This is a genomic window from Heyndrickxia sporothermodurans, from assembly GCF_003055045.1.
Classification (GTDB): domain Bacteria; phylum Bacillota; class Bacilli; order Bacillales; family Bacillaceae_C; genus Heyndrickxia; species Heyndrickxia sporothermodurans.
This window is the reverse complement of the sequence record NZ_NAZB01000023.1, coordinates 63,104-86,322: the sequence shown is the minus strand read 5'-3', so window position 1 is coordinate 86,322 and position 23,219 is coordinate 63,104. Positions and strand designations below refer to the sequence as shown.

At 36.6% G+C, this 23,219-nt stretch carries 22 protein-coding genes; 7 read left to right on the top strand and 15 right to left on the bottom strand.

Annotation, left to right across the window (positions count from 1 at the left end; all coding sequences use genetic code 11):
• Position 1: 1 nt before the first annotated feature.
• From moaD to rsgA, 5 genes are all read right to left on the bottom strand, one after another.
• Positions 2-235 (bottom strand): molybdopterin converting factor subunit 1, encoded by a 234-nt coding sequence (gene moaD / locus B5V89_RS11600; protein ID WP_108072129.1) that lies wholly within the window; start codon positions 233-235, stop codon positions 2-4.
• Complete coding sequence (locus B5V89_RS11595; RefSeq protein WP_108072127.1) at positions 228-692, bottom strand: molybdenum cofactor biosynthesis protein MoaE; 465 nt, start codon at positions 690-692, stop codon at positions 228-230. Before B5V89_RS11595 ends, moaD begins: the two co-directional genes overlap by 8 nt.
• Positions 682-1,293, bottom strand: a complete 612-nt coding sequence (mobA, locus tag B5V89_RS11590; RefSeq protein ID WP_108072125.1) for a molybdenum cofactor guanylyltransferase — start codon at positions 1,291-1,293, stop codon at positions 682-684. Before mobA ends, B5V89_RS11595 begins: the two co-directional genes overlap by 11 nt.
• Positions 1,293-1,691, bottom strand: coding sequence for a VOC family protein (locus B5V89_RS11585; RefSeq protein WP_108072123.1), 399 nt, complete (start codon positions 1,689-1,691; stop codon positions 1,293-1,295). The genes mobA and B5V89_RS11585 overlap by 1 nt, the downstream gene beginning before the upstream one ends.
• A gap of 373 nt (positions 1,692-2,064) precedes the next feature.
• The gene (gene rsgA / locus B5V89_RS11580; protein WP_244913488.1) at positions 2,065-3,123 is read right to left on the bottom strand and encodes a ribosome small subunit-dependent GTPase A; all 1,059 of its coding nucleotides are present in this window, start codon (positions 3,121-3,123) and stop codon (positions 2,065-2,067) included.
• 472 nt (positions 3,124-3,595) lie between these two features.
• Between rsgA and pdxK the strand changes: the two genes are divergently transcribed.
• From pdxK to B5V89_RS11550, 6 genes are all read left to right on the top strand, one after another.
• Entirely contained in the window at positions 3,596-4,411 is an 816-nt protein-coding gene (gene pdxK, locus B5V89_RS11575; RefSeq protein WP_066230492.1) for a pyridoxine/pyridoxal/pyridoxamine kinase, read from the top strand.
• 133 nt (positions 4,412-4,544) lie between these two features.
• Positions 4,545-4,892 carry a YojF family protein gene (locus B5V89_RS11570; protein ID WP_066230495.1) on the top strand — a complete coding sequence of 116 codons (348 nt, stop codon included), beginning with the start codon at positions 4,545-4,547 and terminating at the stop codon, positions 4,890-4,892.
• A 27-nt stretch (positions 4,893-4,919) separates the two neighbouring features.
• Complete coding sequence (gene bshB2, locus B5V89_RS11565) at positions 4,920-5,603, top strand: bacillithiol biosynthesis deacetylase BshB2 (protein ID WP_107921222.1); 684 nt, start codon at positions 4,920-4,922, stop codon at positions 5,601-5,603.
• A gap of 143 nt (positions 5,604-5,746) precedes the next feature.
• The gene (locus tag B5V89_RS11560; RefSeq protein ID WP_108072119.1) at positions 5,747-6,469 is read left to right on the top strand and encodes an ABC transporter ATP-binding protein; all 723 of its coding nucleotides are present in this window, start codon (positions 5,747-5,749) and stop codon (positions 6,467-6,469) included.
• Complete coding sequence (locus tag B5V89_RS11555) at positions 6,466-7,515, top strand: ABC transporter permease (protein WP_108072117.1); 1,050 nt, start codon at positions 6,466-6,468, stop codon at positions 7,513-7,515. The genes B5V89_RS11560 and B5V89_RS11555 overlap by 4 nt, the downstream gene beginning before the upstream one ends.
• Positions 7,516-7,545: 30 nt before the next feature.
• Positions 7,546-8,199 (top strand): TetR/AcrR family transcriptional regulator, encoded by a 654-nt coding sequence (locus tag B5V89_RS11550; protein WP_108072115.1) that lies wholly within the window; start codon positions 7,546-7,548, stop codon positions 8,197-8,199.
• Between the two features lie 30 nt (positions 8,200-8,229).
• On the opposite strand, the gene B5V89_RS11545 is transcribed toward B5V89_RS11550, so the two are convergent.
• A complete protein-coding gene (locus B5V89_RS11545) occupies positions 8,230-9,102 on the bottom strand; it encodes a Cof-type HAD-IIB family hydrolase (protein ID WP_108072113.1) in 873 nt (290 codons plus the stop codon).
• Between the two features lie 230 nt (positions 9,103-9,332).
• Between B5V89_RS11545 and B5V89_RS11540 the strand changes: the two genes are divergently transcribed.
• A complete protein-coding gene (locus B5V89_RS11540) occupies positions 9,333-10,658 on the top strand; it encodes a short-chain fatty acid transporter (RefSeq protein WP_108072111.1) in 1,326 nt (441 codons plus the stop codon).
• Positions 10,659-10,698: 40 nt separating this feature from the next.
• On the opposite strand, the gene recQ is transcribed toward B5V89_RS11540, so the two are convergent.
• The 9 genes from recQ to B5V89_RS11495 form a co-directional block, all read right to left on the bottom strand.
• Positions 10,699-12,834: a DNA helicase RecQ gene (recQ, locus tag B5V89_RS11535; protein ID WP_108072109.1), complete on the bottom strand. Its 2,136-nt coding sequence runs from the start codon at positions 12,832-12,834 to the stop codon at positions 10,699-10,701.
• Positions 12,835-13,029: 195 nt separating this feature from the next.
• Positions 13,030-14,280 carry an ATP-binding protein gene (locus B5V89_RS11530; protein ID WP_066230512.1) on the bottom strand — a complete coding sequence of 417 codons (1,251 nt, stop codon included), beginning with the start codon at positions 14,278-14,280 and terminating at the stop codon, positions 13,030-13,032.
• 157 nt (positions 14,281-14,437) lie between these two features.
• On the bottom strand, positions 14,438-15,385 hold the full coding sequence (locus B5V89_RS11525; protein ID WP_108072108.1) for an L-threonine 3-dehydrogenase: 948 nt from the start codon (positions 15,383-15,385) through the stop codon (positions 14,438-14,440).
• A gap of 38 nt (positions 15,386-15,423) precedes the next feature.
• Positions 15,424-16,614, bottom strand: coding sequence for a glycine C-acetyltransferase (locus tag B5V89_RS11520; protein WP_108072106.1), 1,191 nt, complete (start codon positions 16,612-16,614; stop codon positions 15,424-15,426).
• Between the two features lie 215 nt (positions 16,615-16,829).
• Entirely contained in the window at positions 16,830-17,906 is a 1,077-nt protein-coding gene (locus B5V89_RS11515) for a DUF871 domain-containing protein (RefSeq protein WP_325949577.1), read from the bottom strand.
• Positions 17,907-18,149: 243 nt separating this feature from the next.
• Entirely contained in the window at positions 18,150-19,523 is a 1,374-nt protein-coding gene (locus B5V89_RS11510; RefSeq protein ID WP_108072103.1) for a PTS transporter subunit EIIC, read from the bottom strand.
• Between the two features lie 22 nt (positions 19,524-19,545).
• Positions 19,546-20,430: an N-acetylmuramic acid 6-phosphate etherase gene (gene murQ / locus B5V89_RS11505; RefSeq protein ID WP_066230528.1), complete on the bottom strand. Its 885-nt coding sequence runs from the start codon at positions 20,428-20,430 to the stop codon at positions 19,546-19,548.
• Positions 20,431-20,595: 165 nt separating this feature from the next.
• Positions 20,596-21,444 carry a MurR/RpiR family transcriptional regulator gene (locus tag B5V89_RS11500; protein WP_084347573.1) on the bottom strand — a complete coding sequence of 283 codons (849 nt, stop codon included), beginning with the start codon at positions 21,442-21,444 and terminating at the stop codon, positions 20,596-20,598.
• Complete coding sequence (locus B5V89_RS11495) at positions 21,441-22,607, bottom strand: MalY/PatB family protein (RefSeq protein WP_108072101.1); 1,167 nt, start codon at positions 22,605-22,607, stop codon at positions 21,441-21,443. The genes B5V89_RS11500 and B5V89_RS11495 overlap by 4 nt, the downstream gene beginning before the upstream one ends.
• Positions 22,608-23,219 lie beyond the last annotated feature (612 nt).

The following is a 23,219-nucleotide window of genomic DNA, read 5'->3' as shown; positions in this document are numbered from 1 at the left end:
TTCACCCTCCACTTACCGGCGGAATAAGTGCGATAATATCCCCTTCATAAACCATTGTTTCATCATGGCAAAACTCTTCATTAACTGCTGTCATGATAGAATCCAAATTGTTCAGCGAATGGTTGATTTGTAAGTATTCCTTTAATTCTTTAACTGTCCCTTTAAACGAATTAATTTCAATTTCACCCGTGCCGATTTGTTCTCGCAAATGTGCAAAAAGCATAACCTTAACCATCCAAATCTTCCTCCCCCGGTTTTCCTTCGAGATATTCTTTTGTCCCTAACTGATCCCCTATCCACTTCTCGCCATCTTCCCAATGTTCCTTTTTCCAAATCGGAACGATTTCTTTAATCCGTTCAATCGCATACCGATTTGCTTCGTAGCTTTCTGCACGATGGGGAGTAGAAGTAGCAATTACAACAGCGATGTCCGTTATTCCCAATCGCCCAATCCGATGGGTAATCGCTGTTTTGGTTCCCGGCCACCGTTCACTAATTTCTTGACCAATTTGTTCAAATTTTTTAACTGCCATAGATATATATGCTTCATATTCCAGATACAAGGTTCTTTTACCGTTTGTTAATTCTCTTACTGTACCGATAAAAGTTGTAATTGCACCTGCTTCACGTTGCACAACTTTCCTGACAACAGATTCTATACTAATCGGCTCCTCAATAATTTCAAAAATCATTATGACCCCCTAAGTGCTTTAGTGCTTTCTGGTAATCGTCCATTGTGTTCATGTTCCAGAAACATGTCCCCCAAATATTTTGTAAATATTCTGGAGCATCTTTTTGCTCGACTAATTTCACATTTAATTGATCAATTAAATCGGTCATTCTTCTTTTTTGATCTAATAAGCAAGTTCTTATAATTGGTTGGATTTTCTTGTGATAGGCACCAAACAGTGGATGAATTCTGCCTTCCGAAACTGGAATAACTGCATCGAAATTGCCGTTTGTAAGCTCATCGATCAACCATTTCCCCACTTGCTTTGAGGTGAACGGCATGTCACAAGCAATAATTAAGCATTCTTGGGAAGTAGCGTTTTTTAATCCAATCTCCATCCCAGCTAATGGTCCTTGTCCCTTAAATTCCGGTTCATCCGTCAGTATATTTATATTTATAGATTGGTATTCGGAAGGATGGTTCGAAACTAAGAACATCCTTCGAGTTATAGGAGAAAATTCATTAATTAACCGATCGATAACTCTCTCATTCCCCAAAGGTAAAAGTGCTTTATTTTGTCCCATGCGACTTGATTTTCCGCCTGCTAAAATGATCGTATCCATTATCCCGCCTCTTCTGTTGGTGCGACTACTTCTACTTTAATTCTATCGGGATCCTCAAAATATAAAGCATAATGATTTTGACCACCTGCATATGGATAACGTTCAGAATATAGAATAGTCATGCCTCTTTCTTTTATCTCAAGAGCCAGTTCATCGACTTGTTTTCGGGATTGTGCCTGGAACGCTAAATGATTTAAACCGACACGACAGCGATGATAAGGAGCCGAAAGAAATTCTTCCTTCGCCTGAACAAAAACAAGATAGGTTGATTGATATTTCCAACTTATACCTTGGTCCCATTTTTGAAACTGGTGGTAACCGAGCTTCGTTAAAAACCATTCCCAAAATTCAGTGGATTTTTTTAGATTGGAGACATATATTTCAAGATGGTGAAGCAATTAAACTCCCCCTATTCAACATAATATGAAATTTATCTTATATTATCATCAAATTAATACTATGTGCTTTTGAAATTTCCTTTGAAACCCAATAATTCATTTGGTTGCTGGTCTTTCGTGCACTTTGTTTCAAAAGCGCAGACTTCAAGTGCACTAAAGAGCCGCATTCGAGCACTTTATTACAAGAATGTATGCCTTATCTTCCCGAATAAACCGCATTCGAGCACTTCACATGAAATTACTGAGTTCGTTCTTCCCGAATGAGCCGGATGCGTGCACTTCACACGAAATTGCTGTATTCATCTTCCCGAATAGACTGCATTCATGTAAAAGAGAAAAACAGTCCCCGCAAAAAGGACTGCCATTTACATAATTACTTTCTATTCTTTTTTTGACCATTTGTGAGTTGTTTCATCCTCGCTTTTTCAGCTAGTTTTGCTTGTCGATTTTCTTTTCGTTCTAAAAAGGCCAATTCCTTCTGAAGCTTAACATAGCTTGCGTATCTACTTTTATCTAATGTACCTTCTAAAATCGACAGCTGAATAGCGCATCCCGGTTCCTTGGAATGTGAACAATCTCTAAAACGGCAACTTTCAGCCAGCTCCTCTATGTCAGAGAAGCCTTGGCTTAAACCATCATCTGCATCCCAAAGCTGCAATTCTCGCATTCCAGGAGTATCAATCAAAATTCCTCCACTTTCTAAAACAATTAATTCTCGATGGGTCGTTGTATGTCGTCCCCGTCCATCATCCTCTCGAATCGTACGAACCTCTTGCTTTAAACTTCCAAATAAAGCATTCGTTAATGTCGACTTTCCAACTCCTGACGAACCTAGTAATGCGATCGTTTGCCCTTCAAAAACATATGAGGCTAATTGCTCCAATCCAATATTTTGTTCGGCGCTGATGGCATGGATCGGTACACCAAAGGCAATGGATTCTACTTCTTGGATTTTTTCTTCAACATTTTCACATAAATCGGCTTTACTTAGAATGATGACAGGATTTGCTCCACTTTCCCAAGCAGTCAATACATATCTTTCGATCCGTCGGATATTAAAATCAGAATTTAATGCATTCACAAGAAAAACGATATCAACATTTGTCGCAACTATTTGTTCATCCATTTTTAGACCAGCTGCTTTTCGTGAAAATTTACTTTTGCGAGGCAAAATAGCATGAATCGTCGCTTTTTGTTCCTCTACTCTCGGACTGATGACAACCCAATCCCCGACTGCTGGATAGTCTTGTCGTTCAAATGCTTGAAACCTCAGTTTACCTGATACTTCAGAAAGCAGCTCGCCATGTTCAGTTGCTACTCTATATATTTTTTTATGCTCTAAAGTGACTCTTCCCACTTCATAACCTTGCTGTTTATATTCTTCAAAATGTTCTTCAAAATAAGTATTCCAACCTAATGTTTGTAAATTCAAATGTAATTCCTCCAATATTTGTGTATAAATAAAAAACCATCGACTGAAATGGCAGTCCATGGTTGAATACACAAAATTAATTAGAGAAAATTTTACAATTGATTTTTAATTAATTGGTTTTGTCTTTTCCCATGGACTGCAATATGAAATTAACGTTAGATTTATAAGTAATTTGTTCATATTACATACCTCCCACCATGGAAATTTATTAATTGCTACTTCAATAGTATATCCACTCATCCAAAAAGTAAAGAGTTTTCACAAAATTATATTTCTTTCAAACTTCCATGTATAGTCTTAGAGAATTTGTCCATAATAAATAAAGACGATGATCCCCCCTTTTAATAGCTTATCTACTATGGTAGATAAGCTTTTTTATTTCTGAGTATGGAAATCTATTTACTATTGGTATATTCTAAAATAGAGATTTTTTGAATATTACTCACTTTCGCTGATAGAGGAGGATTTGTTTATGACTTTGAAGAAGACTTTAACCCTTGCCGGATCAGATTCAAGTGGCGGTGCGGGAATTCAAGCTGATTTAAAAACATTCCAAGAACTTGGCGTTTATGGAATGACTGCGCTAACTTCCATCGTTGCAATGGATCCAAAAAATGATTGGCACCATAATGTGTTCCCTATTGATGTAAAAACGGTCGAACCACAATTAGAAACGATTCTATCTGTGAATATCGATGCGATGAAAACGGGGATGCTAGGCTCAGTTGATATTATTGAGTTAGCCGCTCGTAAAATAGACGAACATAAATTAGATAAAGTGGTTATTGACCCCGTTATGGTTTGTAAAGGTGAAGATGAAGTATTACAGCCAGAAAACACAGATGCAATGCGCGAGTTATTAGTCCCACGCGCTACAATTGTCACTCCAAATCTATTTGAAGCTGGGCAATTAGCAAAATCCGGACCTATTAAAACAATCGATGATATGAAGGCAGCAGCTGTGAAAATACATGATCTAGGTGCAAAAAATGTCGTTATTAAGGGCGGTAAACAGCTACAACATGAAAAAGCAGTCGATTTGTTCTATGACGGCAGCGATTTTACACTTTTAGAAAGTGAAAAATTTGATACTACTTTCAATCACGGTGCAGGCTGTACGTTTGCTGCAGCGATTACAGCTGAACTTGCAAAAGGAAGCTCAGTTAAAGAAGCTGTAGCTGTTGCGAAAAAATTTGTATCAGCAGCTATCGAGCATGGATTTAAGTTAAATCAATATGTCGGTCCGGTTATGCACGGAGCGTATACACGTTTTGTTACGAATAAATAATTCTGGGGAGTGGATTTCATCCGCTCCTTTTTTATTTTGTAACGCCAGTAAGCAATCTCTTCGCTTTCCACTACTATTTTTAGTAAAATAATCACATACTTTAGTTATCGTTTCAAAAAAAGGAGGGTTCTACGTGGAGCCTATACAAATCTCTGCTGTTCAGGAGAAAATTAATAAGTTTGCGAATAAAACCGTATATATACATTTGGAAACAACAAATGGTGCATATGCTTCCCATTTTAATGAAGGTTTCTTTTCAGCTGGAGCATACATACGGAATGCCCAAGTCAATTATGAACACGGAAAAATTATTGGGGATGGTCCGTTTCGAGTTGGCTTAAAACTAGCAATTGGTTGGATTTATGCCGAGGGCTTAACCCATTTTGAAGAAGATGACCTTGGCCGCTTACTTCTTGCAGGGCATGGATACGATGGAAAACTAGCGGTGGCACTTGAGATTAGTGAAACACCATTTGAATAATGTGGTGAAGAAAGGAGCGTTTTTTCTATGGAAAAAGAACGTCAAGTTTTAGTTATTTTCCCTCACCCGGATGATGAAGCATTTGGGGTGTCAGGCACCATTGCAACTCACGTAAAAAACGGGACACCAGTAACTTATGCATGCCTAACTCTTGGAGAAATGGGGAGAAATTTAGGAAATCCACCATTTGCTACAAGAGAATCGCTGCCGAAGATTCGCAAAAAGGAGCTGCAAAAGGCGGCAGCAGTGATGGGAATTCAAGATTTACGGATGATGGGCTTACGCGATAAAACAGTAGAATTTGAAGATGATGAAAAATTAACTCAGATGGTTACCGGTTTGATTAACGAACTTGATCCATCGCTGATTATTACTTTCTATCCGGGATATTCCGTCCATCCTGACCATGAAGCAACAGGAAGAGCCGTAGTTCGTGCAGTTAGGCGTATTCCTGAAGAAAAAAGACCGAAGCTTCATTGTGTAGCATTTTCAAATAATCACGAATCAGAAATTGGACCTCCGGACGTAATCAATGATGTAAGTGCGGTTATCGATCAAAAAATTGGTGCGATGAAAGCACATATTTCGCAAACGGGCTGGATGATAGCCGATCGTGAAGAAAAATTAAAACAAAAAGATCCTGAAACCCTTGCTTGGTTACAAAACGAAAGATTTTGGAATTACCAATGGGAGAACGATCGGGTTAAATAAATGTGGAAGGGCTGTAATTTCAATTACGGCTCTTTATTTTTTTAAAAGGGGTGAGTATTCACTCACTTTGTGATTGACAAATACTCCATGGCGTTTTATCATAAAGTGAGTAATCACTCATTTTATTAATAGGAGGTCGTAAAATGAATCATGCTATTCATATTCACAAAGTAACGAAGACCTTTGGTAAAAAGACTGTTTTAAAGGATATTGATTTATCGATAAGTGCAGGCCAAATCTATGGTCTTATCGGACCTTCAGGGTCTGGAAAAACAACATTAATCAAAATTATTGTCGGAATGGATACTCCTTCTAAAGGTGATGTTCAAGTATTAAATACACGAATACCTAATCTAAAGGCATTGCAAAATATTGGCTATATGGCTCAATCCGATGCTCTTTATCCAGAGCTAACTGGAGCAGAAAACATGGCTTTCTTCGCCTCCCTATTCAAATTGAAGAAGCCCGAACAAAAAGAAAGAATAGCTTATGCCGCGAATCTTGTCGATCTTAGCTCACATTTATCCAAGAAAGTAGGAACCTATTCTGGTGGTATGAAACGGAGGCTGTCACTAGCAATTGCTTTAATCCATGATCCACAAATATTAATTTTAGATGAACCAACTGTCGGGATCGATCCTGAACTGCGGTTATCAATATGGAATGAATTAATTCGCTTGAAGGAAGAAGGAAAAACTATTCTAGTCACTACACATGTCATGGATGAAGCAGAAAAGTGTGATTATCTCAGTATGGTGCGTGATGGAATGATTTTAACAAGTGGCTCTCCTTCAACATTAAAAGCGCAATTTAATGTAAGCAATTTAGAAGAGGTATTTTTAAAAGCTGGGGGTACGAACTCATGAAAATTGGTGCATTAATAAAAAGAATTTGCAGGCAAATGATAAGAGATAAACGGACACTTGCATTAATGATGATTGCCCCACTCATCATTTTAACCCTTATTCATTTTCTCTTTACGAGCGATTCCGATGATACTAGAATTGGTGTCATAAACGTAGACTCTTCCCTAGTTAAACAATTGAAAAACCAAGATATTCACGTCATAATATACGATACATTAAAGGATCCAAAAAAAGTTATTGTAAAAGATGAATTAGATGGAATCTTTCAGTTGAAAGACAATCAGCCTAGGCTTACATTAAAAAACGATGATCCTACTGTATCAAAAGCGTTACAAATGAAAATTCAACAAATATTTTTCGCACATGTATCACAAATGAATAGTCATAGTGTCTTAAAGGACTTCCCTAAGATTGAAACTTCTTATATATATGGTAATAAAGATACAACGTTTTTTGATGTGTTAAATCCGATACTAATTGGATTCTTTGTCTTTTTTTTCGTCTTTCTTATTTCAGGAATTGCTCTTTTAAGGGAACGGACGACTGGCACTCTTGAAAGACTTGTAGCAACCCCTATAAAAAGAAGCCAGATCGTTTTCGGCTATTTATTCGGTTATGGTATTTTTGCGGTTATTCAAACAATTATTGTCGTATTTTACGCAATTAAAGTGTTAGATATACAGTTAGTTGGTTCTATATGGAATGTGCTCCTTATTAATCTTTTATTAGCCTTGGTTGCGTTATCATTAGGGACTCTATTATCTGCATTTGCAAACACTGAATTTCAAATGATGCAATTTATTCCGATTATTGTTGTTCCTCAAGTATTTTTTGCCGGAATTTTCCCGGTTGATGGAATGGCAAATTGGTTGCAAATTATCGCTAAATTTATGCCGATGTATTATGGTGGGGATGCATTGCGAGGCATTATGTATAAAGGATTAGGACTTCAAGATATTTATTTAGATCTACTTTTACTTTTCGGTTTTGCACTTTTCTTTATTGTTTTAAACGTGTTTGCTTTAAAGAAATATCGTAAAATATAATAGATGTCCATATAGATCGGAGAGAATGCAATGCCCAAACGAGATAATGTTCTTGACATACTTTTTGAAAACCAAGAGATGACCGAAAAGCAAAAAAAAATTCTTGAAGCTGCCGTAGAAATCTTTTCAGAAAAAGGTTATTCTGCTACTTCTACGAATGAAATCGCCAAAAAGGCAGGGGTCGCTGAAGGTACCATTTTCCGTCATTATAAAACGAAAAAAGATCTATTATTATCGATTATTGCCCCAACGATGGCAAAATTTATTGCTCCTTTTTTTATACGAGATTTTAACAAAGTTTTGTTATCCGAATATCAAAGCTTTGAGGATTTTTTAAGGGCTGTGATCATCAACCGTATGGAGTTTGCAAAAAAAAATTTTCCTATGATTAAAATATTGTTTCAAGAAATACCTTTTCACCCTGAATTAAAAGAACAATTTAAGGAACATATTATCAATCATGTAATTAAACGGTTGAAACTAATTGTAGAAGAGTATCAAAAAAAAGGTGAAATTATAGATATGCCACCTCAAACGGTCATTCGGCTTACAGTATCATCCATTCTTGGTTTTGTTATTGGAAGATATTTAATGTTTCCCGAAGCAAAGTGGGATGATGAAGCAGAGATAGAAAGAACCATTCAATTCATTCTCCATGGACTTTCTACTCGCAGTAAAGAATAAAGGGCAGCGAAAATAATCGCTACCCTTCTTTTATTTTGTAGGTTGACCAGTCAATACTTGGTAAATAGCTTTTCCTACACCATCTTCATCATTCTTCACTGTATGATTAGCGATTACCTTTTTAATTTCGGGCACTGCATTGCCCATTGCTACGGGATGTCCTACTATTTTCAACATAGAAAGATCATTAAAATTATCCCCGATAGCCATTGTTTCTTTGAGTGTAATTCCTTTTGATTTTACAAAGTTTTCAAGGGCTATCCCTTTTTGTGCATTGATATGATTAATTTCTAGATTATTGTGTCCTGATGATGTAATCTTTATCTCTTTTAAAGCTTTTAATGAGGCATTAGCCATTGTTAATTGTTCATGGTCTTTTGAAAAAACGATAATCTTATAAACGACACAGTCCGGATCGGAAAGAATTTCCCCGTAATCATTTACAGTTTGGATAAAGCCTTTTACAAATCTATCTTTAATAGTTGAACGAATCTCTTCTGCAGGTATTTCGGGATTAGCAGTATGAAAAATGTCAACAATTACACTAATACTTTTCTCATAGTCCTCAGTATATTTCCCTTTACTCGTATACACCTCGAGATAAATATCTAATTTGCTAAGTAAATTGATGATAGTTGCTGCATGTTCCCTGCCAATTCCCATTGTACCGACTATTTCACCTTGAATATTTCTTATTTCGGCTCCATTCGCTGCAATGATAGGACAGTTGATTCCTGAACTTTCCAAAACACCATTTGCTTCATCATATGAACGTCCTGTAGCGATGACAAATTCAATTCCTTGCTCCTTCGCGAAAAGAATCGCCTCACGATTTAACTCACTAATTTCCTGCCTTGAATTTAATAACGTACCGTCCATATCGGATGCGATGCATTTAATCATTAAAAATAACTTCCTTTCTATCCGTACTTTAATTTGATTACAATATTGTACCATTTGTCGTTCTTATGCTCCAAATAAAGTAACTCACCAACCAAACCCCACCTTTTTACTACTCGCTATTTTAAAGAAGGAATATCAGTTAATAAATTAGAATTTATTATAGAAAGGCTCTTTTCGCTTTCTATATTCAATACGAAAAAAGTCCACTAACAAACAAGGGGGAGATTGTATTGAAAGTATTAATTAATTTTTCAAATCGTCTAATGCAACGTTATTTGCCTGATCCGTACTTATTTGTAGTATTACTTTCATTAGTCGTATTTATTTTAGGTTTGATTTTCACCAAAAGTTCGCCTATTGATATGATTCAATTTTGGGGAGATGGGTTTTGGGGATTATTAGAATTTTCGATGCAAATGGTTCTTGTCCTTGTCACAGGGCACGTGTTAGCGAGTAGCCCTGTTTTTAAAAAACTATTAGGTGGATTAGCAAGTACTGCAAAATCCCCAGGTTCCGCCATTATTATTGTTACTGTAGTATCTGTAATAGCGAGTTGGATAAATTGGGGATTTGGCTTGGTAATTGGTGCACTTTTTGCAAAAGAACTAGCAAAAAGAATTGCAAATGTAGATTATCGCCTTTTAATCGCAAGCGCTTACTCTGGCTTCCTTGTCTGGCATGGTGGAATTTCCGGTTCCATCCCTTTATCCATTGCAACAGCGAAACATCCTTTTGAAGATAAAATTGGTGTCATTCCAACAAGTGAAACCATTTTTTCAACGTATAATATTGCAATCGTTGTCGCTTTATTTATTATCCTACCACTATTAAATCGATTTATGATGCCGTCGAAAGATCAAACGATCACAGTAGATCCTGCTATTCTACAAGAAGGAACCAGCTTACATGCTGCCGCACTAGATAAAGAGAGCATCACTCCAGCAACAAGATTGGAAAACAGCTTCATTACTTCATTAATAATTGGCATACTAGGTCTCATCTTTATAGCCTATTACTTTGTTAACAATGGATTTAACCTTAATTTAAATATTGTTAATTTTACCTTTTTATTTTTGGGGATATTATTCCACTGGACACCTAAACGATTTTTAGATGCGGTAGCAGACGCTGTGAAGGGTGCTGCCGGAATTATTATTCAATTTCCTTTTTACGCTGGAATCATGGGGATGATGACGGTATCTGGATTAGCAGCTGTTATGTCTGAATGGTTTATTTCCATTTCTAATGACTTTACTTTTTATTGCTTTGCGTTTTTAAGTGGAGGACTTGTCAACTTCTTTGTTCCATCTGGTGGTGGACAGTGGGCTGTTCAAGCTCCTATTATGCTTGACGCTGCACAAGCAATGGGGGCATCAACTGCAAAAACAGCAATGGCTATTGCCTGGGGCGATGCATGGACAAATATGATTCAACCGTTTTGGGCCCTTCCAGCATTAGCGATTGCAGGATTGAAAGCCAAGGATATTATGGGCTTTTGTGTAATTGTCCTCATTGTAAGTGGAATAATTATTAGTTTAGGTATGCTTTTCTTATAGGAAATTGTTTATAAAAATGGATGGGTAACCCCATCCATTTTTATACTTTTTGCTCTTTTCCCCTTTGTAGAAATGCTCTTATCATAAAAAAGCTAATTTCCTCCGGGAGTAACTGTTTAATAGGCGTCAATCTTTGTGAATCCACTTCATTTACTGCTTCCTTTATTAATTCTTCATACTGTGCGGGGATAAATTGATTCCAGTCAATTGAAATGCCATCTTCCGAACATTTGATTAAATGTCCTTCAATTGTTCGTACCGTCATATTTCGTTTAGCGGCAATTTCTTCGATGGTTAAGCCTTGTTGAAGGAAGGAGAAGGTTATATGATGGCTTTTCTCTTTATCATCCTTTGCTGTTTCGCTTCTAGCCATAATAAAATGATCATGCTTTTCTACAGCAATCCCATTTTCTTCACAATAAGATGTGATAACTGTGATAAATGCATCTCCGTATTGTTCTAGTTTCCGCTCCCCTACTCCTTTAATTTGTAATAATTCATTTTTCGAAGTTGGCAGCTTTGCACTCATTTCCTTCAAGGATTGATCGGAAAAAATAATATATGGTGGTACTTTTTCCGTATCCGCGATTTCTTTCCGTAACAGCCTTAATTGTTCAAACAGCTGATTATCTTCAATGAGTTGTTTCACTTTTACTCTTTCTTTTCTTAATACTGTACTTTCCCCACGCAAAACTTCAACCGCTTGATTAGTCAACATTAAGACGGGATATTGTCCATCTGTTGGGCGCAAGTACCCCTCGGCTGTTAAAAAATCGATTAGTTCATTCACTTCTTTTTGTGTTCGCTCTTTCATAATTCCGTACGTTGATAATTTATTAAATCCAAAGCTTTTAATCTTTTTATCTGATGAGCCTGTCAGTACTTTCGTAATAAATGTTTTTCCAAATCTTTCATTCATTCTTTTTATACATGACAACACCATTTGCGCTTCTTTAGTGACATCTACTTGAATTCGATCATCTGTACAATTCCCGCATTTTTGGCATACAGTCGCGTTTTCTTCACCGAAATACTCTAAAATATATTGTTGAAAACATGATTCCGTATGGCAATAACTTATCATTTTCCGAAGCTTACCATATTCGTTTTCTTTCCGCTCATCATCCATTTCAGATTGATCAATTAAAAACTTTTGGATGTGAACATCTTGGGGTGCAAACATTAAAATACATTCGCTTTCTACCCCATCTCGGCCCGCACGACCAGCTTCTTGATAATAAGATTCCATATTTCTAGGAATATGATAATGCAAGACATAGCGCACATTTGATTTATTAATCCCCATCCCAAATGCACTAGTTGCTACCATTACTTGGATATTATCATACAAAAATTGTTCTTGATTCTCGTTACGATCCTTTTCGGACATCCCAGCATGATATTTCCCTGCTTGAATTCCCCTTTTCTTTAATAAAAGATAAATTCGTTCTACCTCTTTTCTTGTTGCCGCATAAATAATCCCCGATTGGAGGTTATTTTTCTTAATGTATTCCTCCATAAACAAATCGCGGTCTTGGCCTTTTACGACTTTGAATATTAAATTTTCTCTTCCAAAGCCCGTAATAACGACATTTTGTAAAGGAATATCGAGTAAGGCGCAAATATCGTCCTTCACTTGAGGAGTGGCAGTTGCTGTTAAAGCTAAAATAACTGGTTTAGGCTGAATATATTGGATAAACTTTTTGATCAATAAATAACTTGGCCGAAAATCGTGCCCCCATTGTGATATACAATGTGCCTCATCAATAGCGATCATTGAAACTTCAATTTGGTTTAACATTTCTATGAAAGACGGAGCCTCTAGCCTTTCCGGCGCAATATACAAAAGTTTATAATCATTGGACATGATTCCTTGCAACCGTTCCTGCATTTCACTATTGCTTATGGAGCTATTAATAAACGTTGCAGGTATTCCCGCATTAATTAATGCATCCACTTGATCTTTCATTAATGAAATTAAAGGGGAAATAACAATTGTGACACCCGGAAGTATCATTGCGGGGACTTGATAACAAATAGATTTCCCTCCACCAGTCGGCATAATCGCTACAGTATCCTTACCTTCTAGTACTTGTTCGATAATTGTATTTTGCCCGCTGCGAAAGTCCTCATATCCGTAATAATCTTGGAGAATTTTCTTTGCTTGATTGAGCAATTTAGTAACCTCCTTTAATGTTATGTTGGGAATTTTTATGGAGTAGGCTCTGTTAAACAAGATTGTTTATTTCCGCTGCAGATACTCGCCTTCCGCCCAATCAACATGGTGTCAATATCCAACAGTGAACTTTAACAAAGCCATGAAGTAAAAAAGGAAAACGGGGCAGAGGTAAGTGAATGCCCCGAAAAGTTATTAACCTAGTGGAAATGTCATTGTAACCTTTGTACCAACATTTTCAGTACTTTGAAAATCAATCGTTCCTCGATGTTCTTGTATAATTTTGTGGCTTATCGTAAGGCCTAAGCCCATTCCTTTTTCTTTTAAAGTAAAAAATGGCTCTCCTATTTTCTTTAACCTTTCAGGTGGGATTCCTACTCCTTGGTCAGATATAGAGATAAACGCCTTATTCCCAATAATTTCACTACTAATGGTTATAATGCCACCTTCCGGCATTGCATCCATTGAATTTTTGAAAAGATTAATAAATACTTGGATAAGACCATTTCTATCCCCTTCAATTTGACAATGCTCAGCACCTTTAAATTCTAGTTCTACCCCTCTTAATAAGGCCTCAGGTTCCATAATATTCATTACATAACGTAGAATATCTGTTAATGCCACTTGATTGTGCTTCCTTGATTGGGGTTTAGAAAGTGCAAGTAATTCGCTTGCAATTTGGTTAATGCGATCAATTTCGGAAATCATCACCTTGACATATTCATCTGTAACGTTTTGTGATTCATGCATTAACTGTGTTAAACCTTTTATACTTGTCAACGGATTTCGAATTTCGTGTGCAATCCCTGCAGCCAATTCGCCAACTACAGACAGCTTTTCTCTTTTTAGGAGCATAGATTCTGCCGTTTTTTGCTGTGAAATATCTCTTCCAATCGTTAATAATCCTTTTCGCTTGCCATTTGGATAAAAAAGAGGAATTTTTAACACATCAAAACTTTTAATATCTCCGGATGGAATCGCGAATGATTCTTCTACCCGCAAAAGCGTCCCCTTATTCCAAGCATTTTCATCAGAGGTATAGCAGGAGTTAAAATCATTTTTGAAAAATGGACTTAGTTCTCCAAGTTCCAAATCAGTTTTCCCATAATAATCGATATTTTCCAGTTGGTACAATTTCCTACCAAATTCATTTACCTTTATCCATTTACCTTGTCCATCTTTAAAACAAACAAAATCAGGCATAAAGTGAATTAGCGCAGACCATTGTTCCTCTTCTTCTTCTAGTTTACAAAACTCTTTATAAAAGAGTGAGATTCGATAAACGAAAAAGATTAGCATACCTATGGACAGGATTAGCAAAGCAATACTCAAAAGCTTATCCCAATCGAACATCATTACTAATAATGACAAGCTTAAAAAGGCAAATAACAATAGTATATATACAATCCAAAAACGATTTGATCTTAAATTTTTTATATTTGTCATGAAAGTCACTTGTTCCTTCATCATCTTTTATTACTATTTTATCATGAAGAGACCAGGAAATATATCCCGAAAGTTTTTTCACTGTTCTAATAATATCCCTCTTATTATAACAAAAAAATATAAAAGGCAATGGTTTTTCACCATCACCTCTATATTATTAATTAAGTTTTCGTTTTAATTTCTCAAGCATATCGATTGTCATTTTTTCTAGATTATATTCTGCTTTGAAACCCCATTCTTCTTTAGCAGCTGTTGCATCAATTGAATTTGGCCAACTATTTGCGATTGCCTGTCTTACGGGATCAACATTATAGCTTATTTCAAATTCCGGAATATGTTTTTTAATCTCAGCAGCAATTTCTTCAGGGGCAAAACTCATCGCTGTTATATTGAATGCATTGCGATGTTTTAATTTTGTTGAATCTGCTTCCATTAAATCGATGATCGCATTCAAGGCGTCCGGCATATACATCATATCCATATATGTTCCTTTATCAATATAGGAAGTAAACCGTTTATTTTTAACCGCTTCATAATAAATTTCTACAGCATAGTCCGTTGTTCCGCCACCAGGTTCTGCAACGTATGAGATTAAACCAGGAAAACGCACCCCACGTGTATCGACTCCAAACTTAGTAAAATAGTAATCACAAAGAAGCTCTCCGGACACTTTATTTACCCCATACATTGTCGTTGGGCGTTGAATCGTATCTTGCGGTGTGTTGTCCTTTGGAGTTGAAGGGCCGAATGCCCCAATTGAGCTCGGTGTGAAAAACTGACAGTTCAATTCTCTAGCCGTTTCCAATGCATTTACTAACCCACCCATATTCAAATTCCATGCGAGCAATGGCTTTTTCTCCGCTGTTGCAGATAATAATGCGGCTAAGTGAATAATCGTATCTACTTCATATTTTTTCGCTAAATCGTACATCTTCGTTGCATCTGTTACGTCTAATATTTCAAATGGACCAGCTTTCACGACTTCACTGCCATTATCTCGTATATCAGTGGCAACGACATGATCTGTCCCATAAATACTTCTCATTTTTGTTACTAACTCACTGCCAATTTGACCTAATGATCCAGTCACAAGAATCTTTTTCACTAGTATTCCTCCTGATTATGTCGCCATCTCTATGTTGTCTAAATTAAGCCCATTTCTTTTCCGACTTTTTCGTAGATTGAAATCGCTTGATCAAGCATTTCTTTCGTATGTGCAGCCGTAGGCATATTTCTTACACGACCAGTACCTTGTGGAACAGTTGGGAATACGATCGATTTAGCATAAACCCCCTCTTCATAAAGTCGTTTACTGAAGAGTTGTGTTGTCTTTTCTTCACCAATGATGCACGGTGTAATTGGTGTTTCACTTTCGCCAATATTAAACCCAAGTTGTTTCAAGCCGTTTTTCAAGTAGTTTCCATTTTCCCATAGGCGGTCATTTAATTCCGTACTACTCATTAAGATTTCGATGGCTTTCGTCGCGGCTACAGCATCAGCTGGAGTGACAGCCGTTGAAAACAAGAACGGACGGGAACGGACTTTTAACCAATCAATAAGATTTTTCTTCCCTGCAACATAACCTCCAACAACACCTATTGCTTTAGAAAGTGTACCTATTTGAAAATCGACTTTATCAGCAAGACCAAAGTGTTTAACAGTACCGGCACCTTTACCAGTTACACCAGATCCATGGGCATCATCTACATATGTGATAAGATCAAATTCCTCAGCAATTTCAATGATTCCCGGAAGGTTAGCAATATCTCCATCCATTGAAAAAACACCGTCAGTGATGACCATAATCTTATTGTATAATCCCGATTCTTTTGCTTCTTTTGCCTTTTTTCTTAAGTCATCCATATCTGAATGGTTCACGCGAATAATTTTTGCCTTTGACAAACGACAACCATCAATGATGGAGGCGTGGTTTAATTCATCCGATAGGATTGCATCATTTTTATCCATAACAGCGGAAATAGCAGCCATATTGCAGTTAAAACCAGATTGATACGCAATTGCCGCTTCAGTTCCTTTAAACTTCGCTAATGTTTTTTCTAGTTGAATGTGGATATCTAAAGTCCCGTTAATCGTACGAACCGCTCCAGCGCCGACACCCCATTCGTTTATTGCGTTAATTGCTACTTCCTTCAAGCGCTCGTCTGTCGCTAATCCTAAATAGTTGTTGGATGAAAGATTGATTAGTTCTTTCCCACCTATTTTTATAACCGGGCCATTCGCACTTTCTACAACATCGATTTCGTTATATAAACCTTTACTTCTTAAATCCTCAAGGTTTTCATTTAAAAAATGATCTAATGCGTTACTGCTCATTTTCATCCCTCCACGGTAAATGTAAGCGTTTCACAAACAAGTGTCCATCCAGTGTGAACAAAACAAATTATTCATTGCTTTAATACCAATATTCTATCACATATATTATTTTTTGTTTATATGTAGTGGACATTTAAAACCGTAATTTCACTTTAAATATTGTTTCCTAAAACGTAAAAAAACTATCCCATCAACATGAGATAGTTTCCTTCTGACTAGATCCAACAAATTTTAAATTTTTTCCCGCCTTTTATATACTTCAAAAGTGGAATATCTTCTTCAACGACTCTGCCAATTACATTTACTTTCTCATCCGCATCTAAGTTCGTTTTTGTAATTTGAATTTCCCCTTGATAGCGTCCGTAATTTTTATTATCAACAGTAATTGAGCCAATGCTTCGCTTAATCGTATGAAACGGCTCAACGGGATTCGTTCCGATCAATCCATACTCCCTAGATTCCATTGATCGGATGCAATCCCTTGCTGAATCTAAGCGGTTGGTTTGTATCTTTTCGAAAACATTTAGCATTTCTTTATTTTCGGTATATGACTTCGCTCGAATAAGAAAATATCCATCACGATGAAGGGCAGAAAATTGTTCCAATACGAAATCGCTTAATTCAAAATCCCCTACTAAAATTTTATCAACTTTTTCCTTGAATTTTAAATCACAAAAGGCGACAAAAGGAGATAGTGCCCGATGATCCTCTAAGGTTGGCAAACCTTTGAAAAGTGGACCGCGGCGTTTTTTATCTCCGGGAATAAAGGCCATTACTTTCAGACCTTCTGATTTTAGCCATTGATTCTGCTCGTGGAACTCTTCACGCGCTAGACCAGTTTCCGGCCGTGGATAAAAATTGTGCCACGCTTCAACTGAAGAGGTATTTAATCCATAGGATTTTAAACGATTTAATGATTCTTCTGTAATCGTGCTTGCATTTAAAGCGATTTTCATTTTATTCGACTGTTGGGCAATGATGTTTTCTTCCACACCGTAGTCGATTCGTAAACCTGTCAATCCCCAAGTGAGCAATTGATCGGCTGTTTCCCATGTATATCCTAAATAATGAAGGGATTTCGGTGAAATGTCGGCGATTAACTCCATATTATTCTGTTTTGCAATCGCGCCCAGTTCGATAAGTCTTCCTTTAAAGAGGTCTGGATTGTCCTCTGGAATATGTAACGATGTGAAAATCGATTGAAATCCTTTATCTGAAAGCTTTTGAATATATTCACGTTGATTCTCGATTGGTTCAGATAAGTAAACTGAAATACCTAGCAAACGTACCACTCCTAGTTCATTAAGCTCTGTTAAACTTGGTTGTTGATTTCCGCTGCAGGTACTCGCTTTTTCGCGGTTCTGCGATGAGCCTCCTCATCGCTTCGCTCCCCGCGGTGTCTCATCTGTCCAGCTGATCCCGCAGGAGTCTCGTACCTTCCGCTCCAATCAACATGGCGTCAATACCAACATTGAATTTTAACAAAGCCTTTCATTAAATGATAAAAGGGAGGAAAAGCCCCCCCTTGTGTTTCCTTAAATATCTTCAGCCATTTCTTCTTTAAATCCAAATAGATAGGTAAAGAGGAAACCAAATGCATAGGCAATGACAATACCAATTATATATAATATATACTTATTTTCAGCAATTAGCATTGTAAGAGAAAGACCGGATACTCCGATACTTTTCGCTGCAACATGGAAAACCGCTTGAAATGCTCCACCAACCGCAGCACCTAAACACGCAGTGATGAACGGTCGACCAAGTGGAAGAGTAACCCCATACAAGAGTGGTTCACCAATTCCTAAGAATCCTGCTGGTAGACCCCCTTTAATAATATTACGTAATCTTTTATTCTTTGTTTTTACGAAAATAGCAATTGCTGCACCTACTTGACCAGCACCTGCCATCGCTAATACCGGTAAAAGTGGTGTATTACCATATTGAGAAATAAATTCTAAATGAATTGGCGTTAACCCTTGATGTAGACCAACCATTACTAGCGGTAAGAAGAATCCCGCTAAAATCGCCCCGGCTACAACACCACCGATATCTAGAATCGCTTTAATTCCACTTGTGATTCCATCTGTTAACACTCCTGCTACAGGCATAACAACAAATAATGATAAAATAGCAACTATTAAAATCGTAATAAGAGGAGTTAAAATAATATCAACAGAGTTTGGAATAATTTTTCTAACCTGCTTCTCGATCACAACCATTAACCATGCGGCAAATATGACACCAAATAATCCGCCACGCCCAGGAATCAATGCATCACCAAAAATATGAATTTCTGCTAATCCCGGATTAAATAAGAACATCCCTGCAATGGCACCTAATACTGGTGTTCCGCCAAATTCCTTTGCTGTATTCCAACCGACTAAAACGGCAAGATAAGTAAAAATACAGCTACCTAATACTAATAGAATTTGCATGATTGTTGTTTTTTCATCAACACCTGCATTTTTGGCAAAATTGGCCGCTCCATTTATTAATCCTGAGGCAACTAATCCCGGAATAAGCGGAATAAAGATATTCCCTATTTTTCTTAAAAAGTTTTTCAAAGGTGTATTGTTTTTCTTTTTAATATTTGCTTTCTTTAGTTGTGCTTTTTCTTCGAATGATAAATCGTCGGCATCGGCAACTTCCCCGATTTTTAATCCTGTCATTGTACTTAACACATCAGAAACTTTATTTACTGTTCCGGGACCAACAACGATTTGCAATGTTTCATCGTCAATAACGCCCATAACCCCATCGACTTTTTTTAATGAAGCGATATTGACTTTGTCACTATCTTTTAGCTGAAGGCGAACACGCGTCATACAATGGGCAAGTTGTCTAATATTTTCTTTACCACCTACATGTTCGAGAATTCCTTCTGCGATGACTTGTTCTTTTTTCATGGTTTCTCCCCCTTACATGCGACTATAATGTTTTTCTAATATATCCATTTGCATTTTTAAGACTTTCTAAAGCCTTTTCATAAGAGCATTGTAATAAAATCATTACAATAGCTACTTTTACATTGTGATGTGACTCTTCAAAATAATCAGCCGCCGTATCATAGTCTACATCTGTCGCCTGCATAATAATGCGTTTAGAACGTTCGACAAGCTTTTTATTTGTTGATTGAACGTCAACCATTAAATTTTTATAAACCTTGCCAATTCCAATCATCGATGCAGTGGATATCATATTTAATATTAACTTTTGCGCTGTGCCCGCTTTTAAACGAGTTGAGCCGGTTAATACTTCAGGGCCTGTTTCAACTTCGATTTTGACTTTCGCGTATTTACTCATTTCAGCGTTTTTATTACAGCTGATGCTTACTGTTTTTGCACCGATTTTACTTGTGTATTTTAATGCACCAATGACATATGGTGTACGGCCACTTGCCGCGATCCCAATTACAGTATCTTTTTCCGAAAGCTTAATACTTGCTAAATCCTTCTCACCTTGGTTTTCATCATCTTCGGCACCTTCAACCGCCTCCGTAAACGCTTTCATTCCACCCGCAAGAAATCCTTGAACCATTTCAGGTGGAGAACCAAAAGTTGGCTTACATTCGACGGCATCCAAGATTCCAAGTCTACCACTTGTACCTGCACCAATATAAATTAATCGACCTCCTTCTTGAAAGGATTGGATAACATATTGAACGGCTTTTTCAATACTATGAAGTTCCATAGCAATGGCTTGAGGTACTGTTTGGTCTTCTCGATTCATCGTTTCTAGTATTTCCTGAATCGACATGACGTCCAAGTTCATCGTTGTCTCATTACGTTTTTCTGTCGTCAGTTTTTCAAGCATAATACCATCCTTTTAAATTTTATTTCTTACTTTTATTTTATATAACAGAAATTAAATGTCAATAAAATATATAAATTTAATGAATTAAAATTTCATTTGTCGAAAAATAATCTCCATTTCTTTTTATGTACAAAAAACTTGGCACAGTTGCCAAGTTTTCAATCCTTATCGTCGTAATCGAACCGCTTCATTTCTCGCCTCATGATATTGTTCCAACACATTTTCACCAATATTATTAAATACACTCAAATACAAAGTATCAATAATGTTTAATTGTGTCATACGGGATGAGATTGTTCCAATACGGACATCTCCCTCAACAATCGGTGTACAAAGGCGAATATCTGCTTCTTTATACAAGGGGGAGTTATCAATATTTGTGATCGATATTAAAGTTGCCCCTTTCTTTTTAGCAAATCTCGCCAGTTCAAGCACATCCTTTGTTTTCCCTGACATACTAATCGCAACGAACACATCGTCCTCAGTAAGATACGGAATTAGCGAGATCATAAAATGGAAATCTAAAGTCGTTATGGAATGGTAGCCTAGTTTTGAGAATTTATAATGTCCATCAAAAGCAGCTGTTGCCGATCCCCCTACTCCATAGAAAATAATTTTTTTTGCCTTTTTAATTAACTCAACTGCTTTTTCTAACTCACTTTTATCAAGTGAGGATAAGGTGGAGTCAATGGCCGCCTTATTTACATAGGTTACTTTATGGAATAAATCATAAGGTGAGTCTTTTTTTTGCAATATCGAAAAATCGGTAATATTGTTTTGTGATAAAGTTATGTTTTTTACTAGCTCCAACTTAAACGTTTTAAAACTACGAATTCCAATCGATTTACAAAATCGGACAACACTCGCTTCGCTTACACCGCTTTTCTTTGATAATTCCTTCGTTGTCATATTGGGGATAAGTTCTGGATTTTTTATAATATATTCGCCAATTTTCCGCTCTGCATCGGAAAGCTTACTTAACTCCTTTTCGATTCTAGTTAGTAATGAATTCAACCATTCGTCCTCCATCTCAAAACTGTTTCATGTATACGATGAACAGCTGTTTCTAGCCGCTCTCTCGGACAAGCTATATTCATGCGTAAAAAAGCATCCCCACTACTACCGAACTTATAGCCTTCATCGAATTTGATTTTCGCTTCTGTTAAAAAATACTGGAATAACTCTTCCCCTTGCATTCCCAATTTACTGCAATCTAACCAAATAAGGTGCGTAGCTTCTGGTCTGATAGGGACAATTTCAGGTATATTTGATTTAAAAAAGTTTAAAACATATTCAACATTCTCTTCTAAATATATTAGTAACTCCTCAAGCCAATATTCACTTGATTCATAAGCGGCAATCGTTGCCTCCACTCCAAATGCATTTGGCCGCATTAAACCATATTGAAAAAGTTTTTCGTTATATTTTTCTCGTAACTCCTTATTAGGTATCATAATAATCGATGTTTGCAAACCTGCTACATTAAATGTTTTACTAGGTGCCGCACACAAAATACTTCTTTGTTTAATTTCGGGATGAATGCTAAATAGAGGGTGATGTTGCTTGCCTTTATACACGAGGTCCCCATGCATCTCATCAGAAATAATCCATACATTGTGCCTTAAACAGATGTCAGCCACCTTTGCTAATTCATCTTCAGTCCAAGCTCGTCCAACCGGATTATGCGGACTGCATAAAATCAAGACTTTTGCTTTCGGATCGCTTGCCTTTGTTTCTAAATCTGCAAAATCCATTTCGTATGTACCATTTTTGTAAACCAGTGAATTATGAACGATCGTGCAATGATGGTTTTCAATACTGCTATAGAATGGATAATACACGGGCTCTTGAACAATAACTTGATCCCCGGGTTTTGTTAAAATTTGAAGTAAAAGATTAATTCCAGGAATAATCCCGGGACTAAAGGAAATCCATTCCTTATCAATATTCATATTGAATCTTCTCTTCCACCACCCAATAATTGAACGATAATAACGATCGCAAAAAGTCGTGTACCCATAAATACCATGCTCTGCCTTCTTCTTCATTGCCTCGATTATTTCCGGAGCAACTTGAAAGTCCATATCAGCAATACACATCGGAATAATTTCATCCGGCGCAGTTGACCATTTTACTGAATGTGTATGTGTACGTACAATACAATCATTCCAATTCATTCTAAAACCCTCCGTTATTAAACATCTTAATTACTACTTTAATATAATTGCTGCGAAATGGAAAACTAAAATAGGACTACCATCAAGTTAGTAGTTCCGATCACGTGGAGAAAAATTAAAACCGGAGCACAAATAACATAAGATTTCGTAGCATTTGAGCAACAATATAATTTGCACACAAAAGCTTGGGGTTTTTACCAAAGCTTTTGTGTGCTAATTAATGGAGAAGTTGTACAGGTTCATTAAACGCTAAATTGAGTTTGATAATAAGCGGAGAAAATCCTCTTAATTAAGAAATTGCACTGAAAATACCTTTAAATATCCGGAAAAATTCCGACTATTAACTCGAAAAACGTGAAAATGAGCAAATTTGCTTTGCTTAAGCGGAAAAACTCCGCTTAAATCTCACGAAACTAGCTCTATTCTGCTGTATAACCGTAAAATATCCGCTTATTTTGATTATCTTTAGGACATCATTTACCTACTTAAGTAAAAAACATAGTAATTAGCATGTTGACAAGTCAAGATATTTGTTAGGCTACTATTAATTAAAGTATATAAGAAAATAATAGACCAAATCATATGCGATTTAGTCCGCTAATTAGAGTGCTA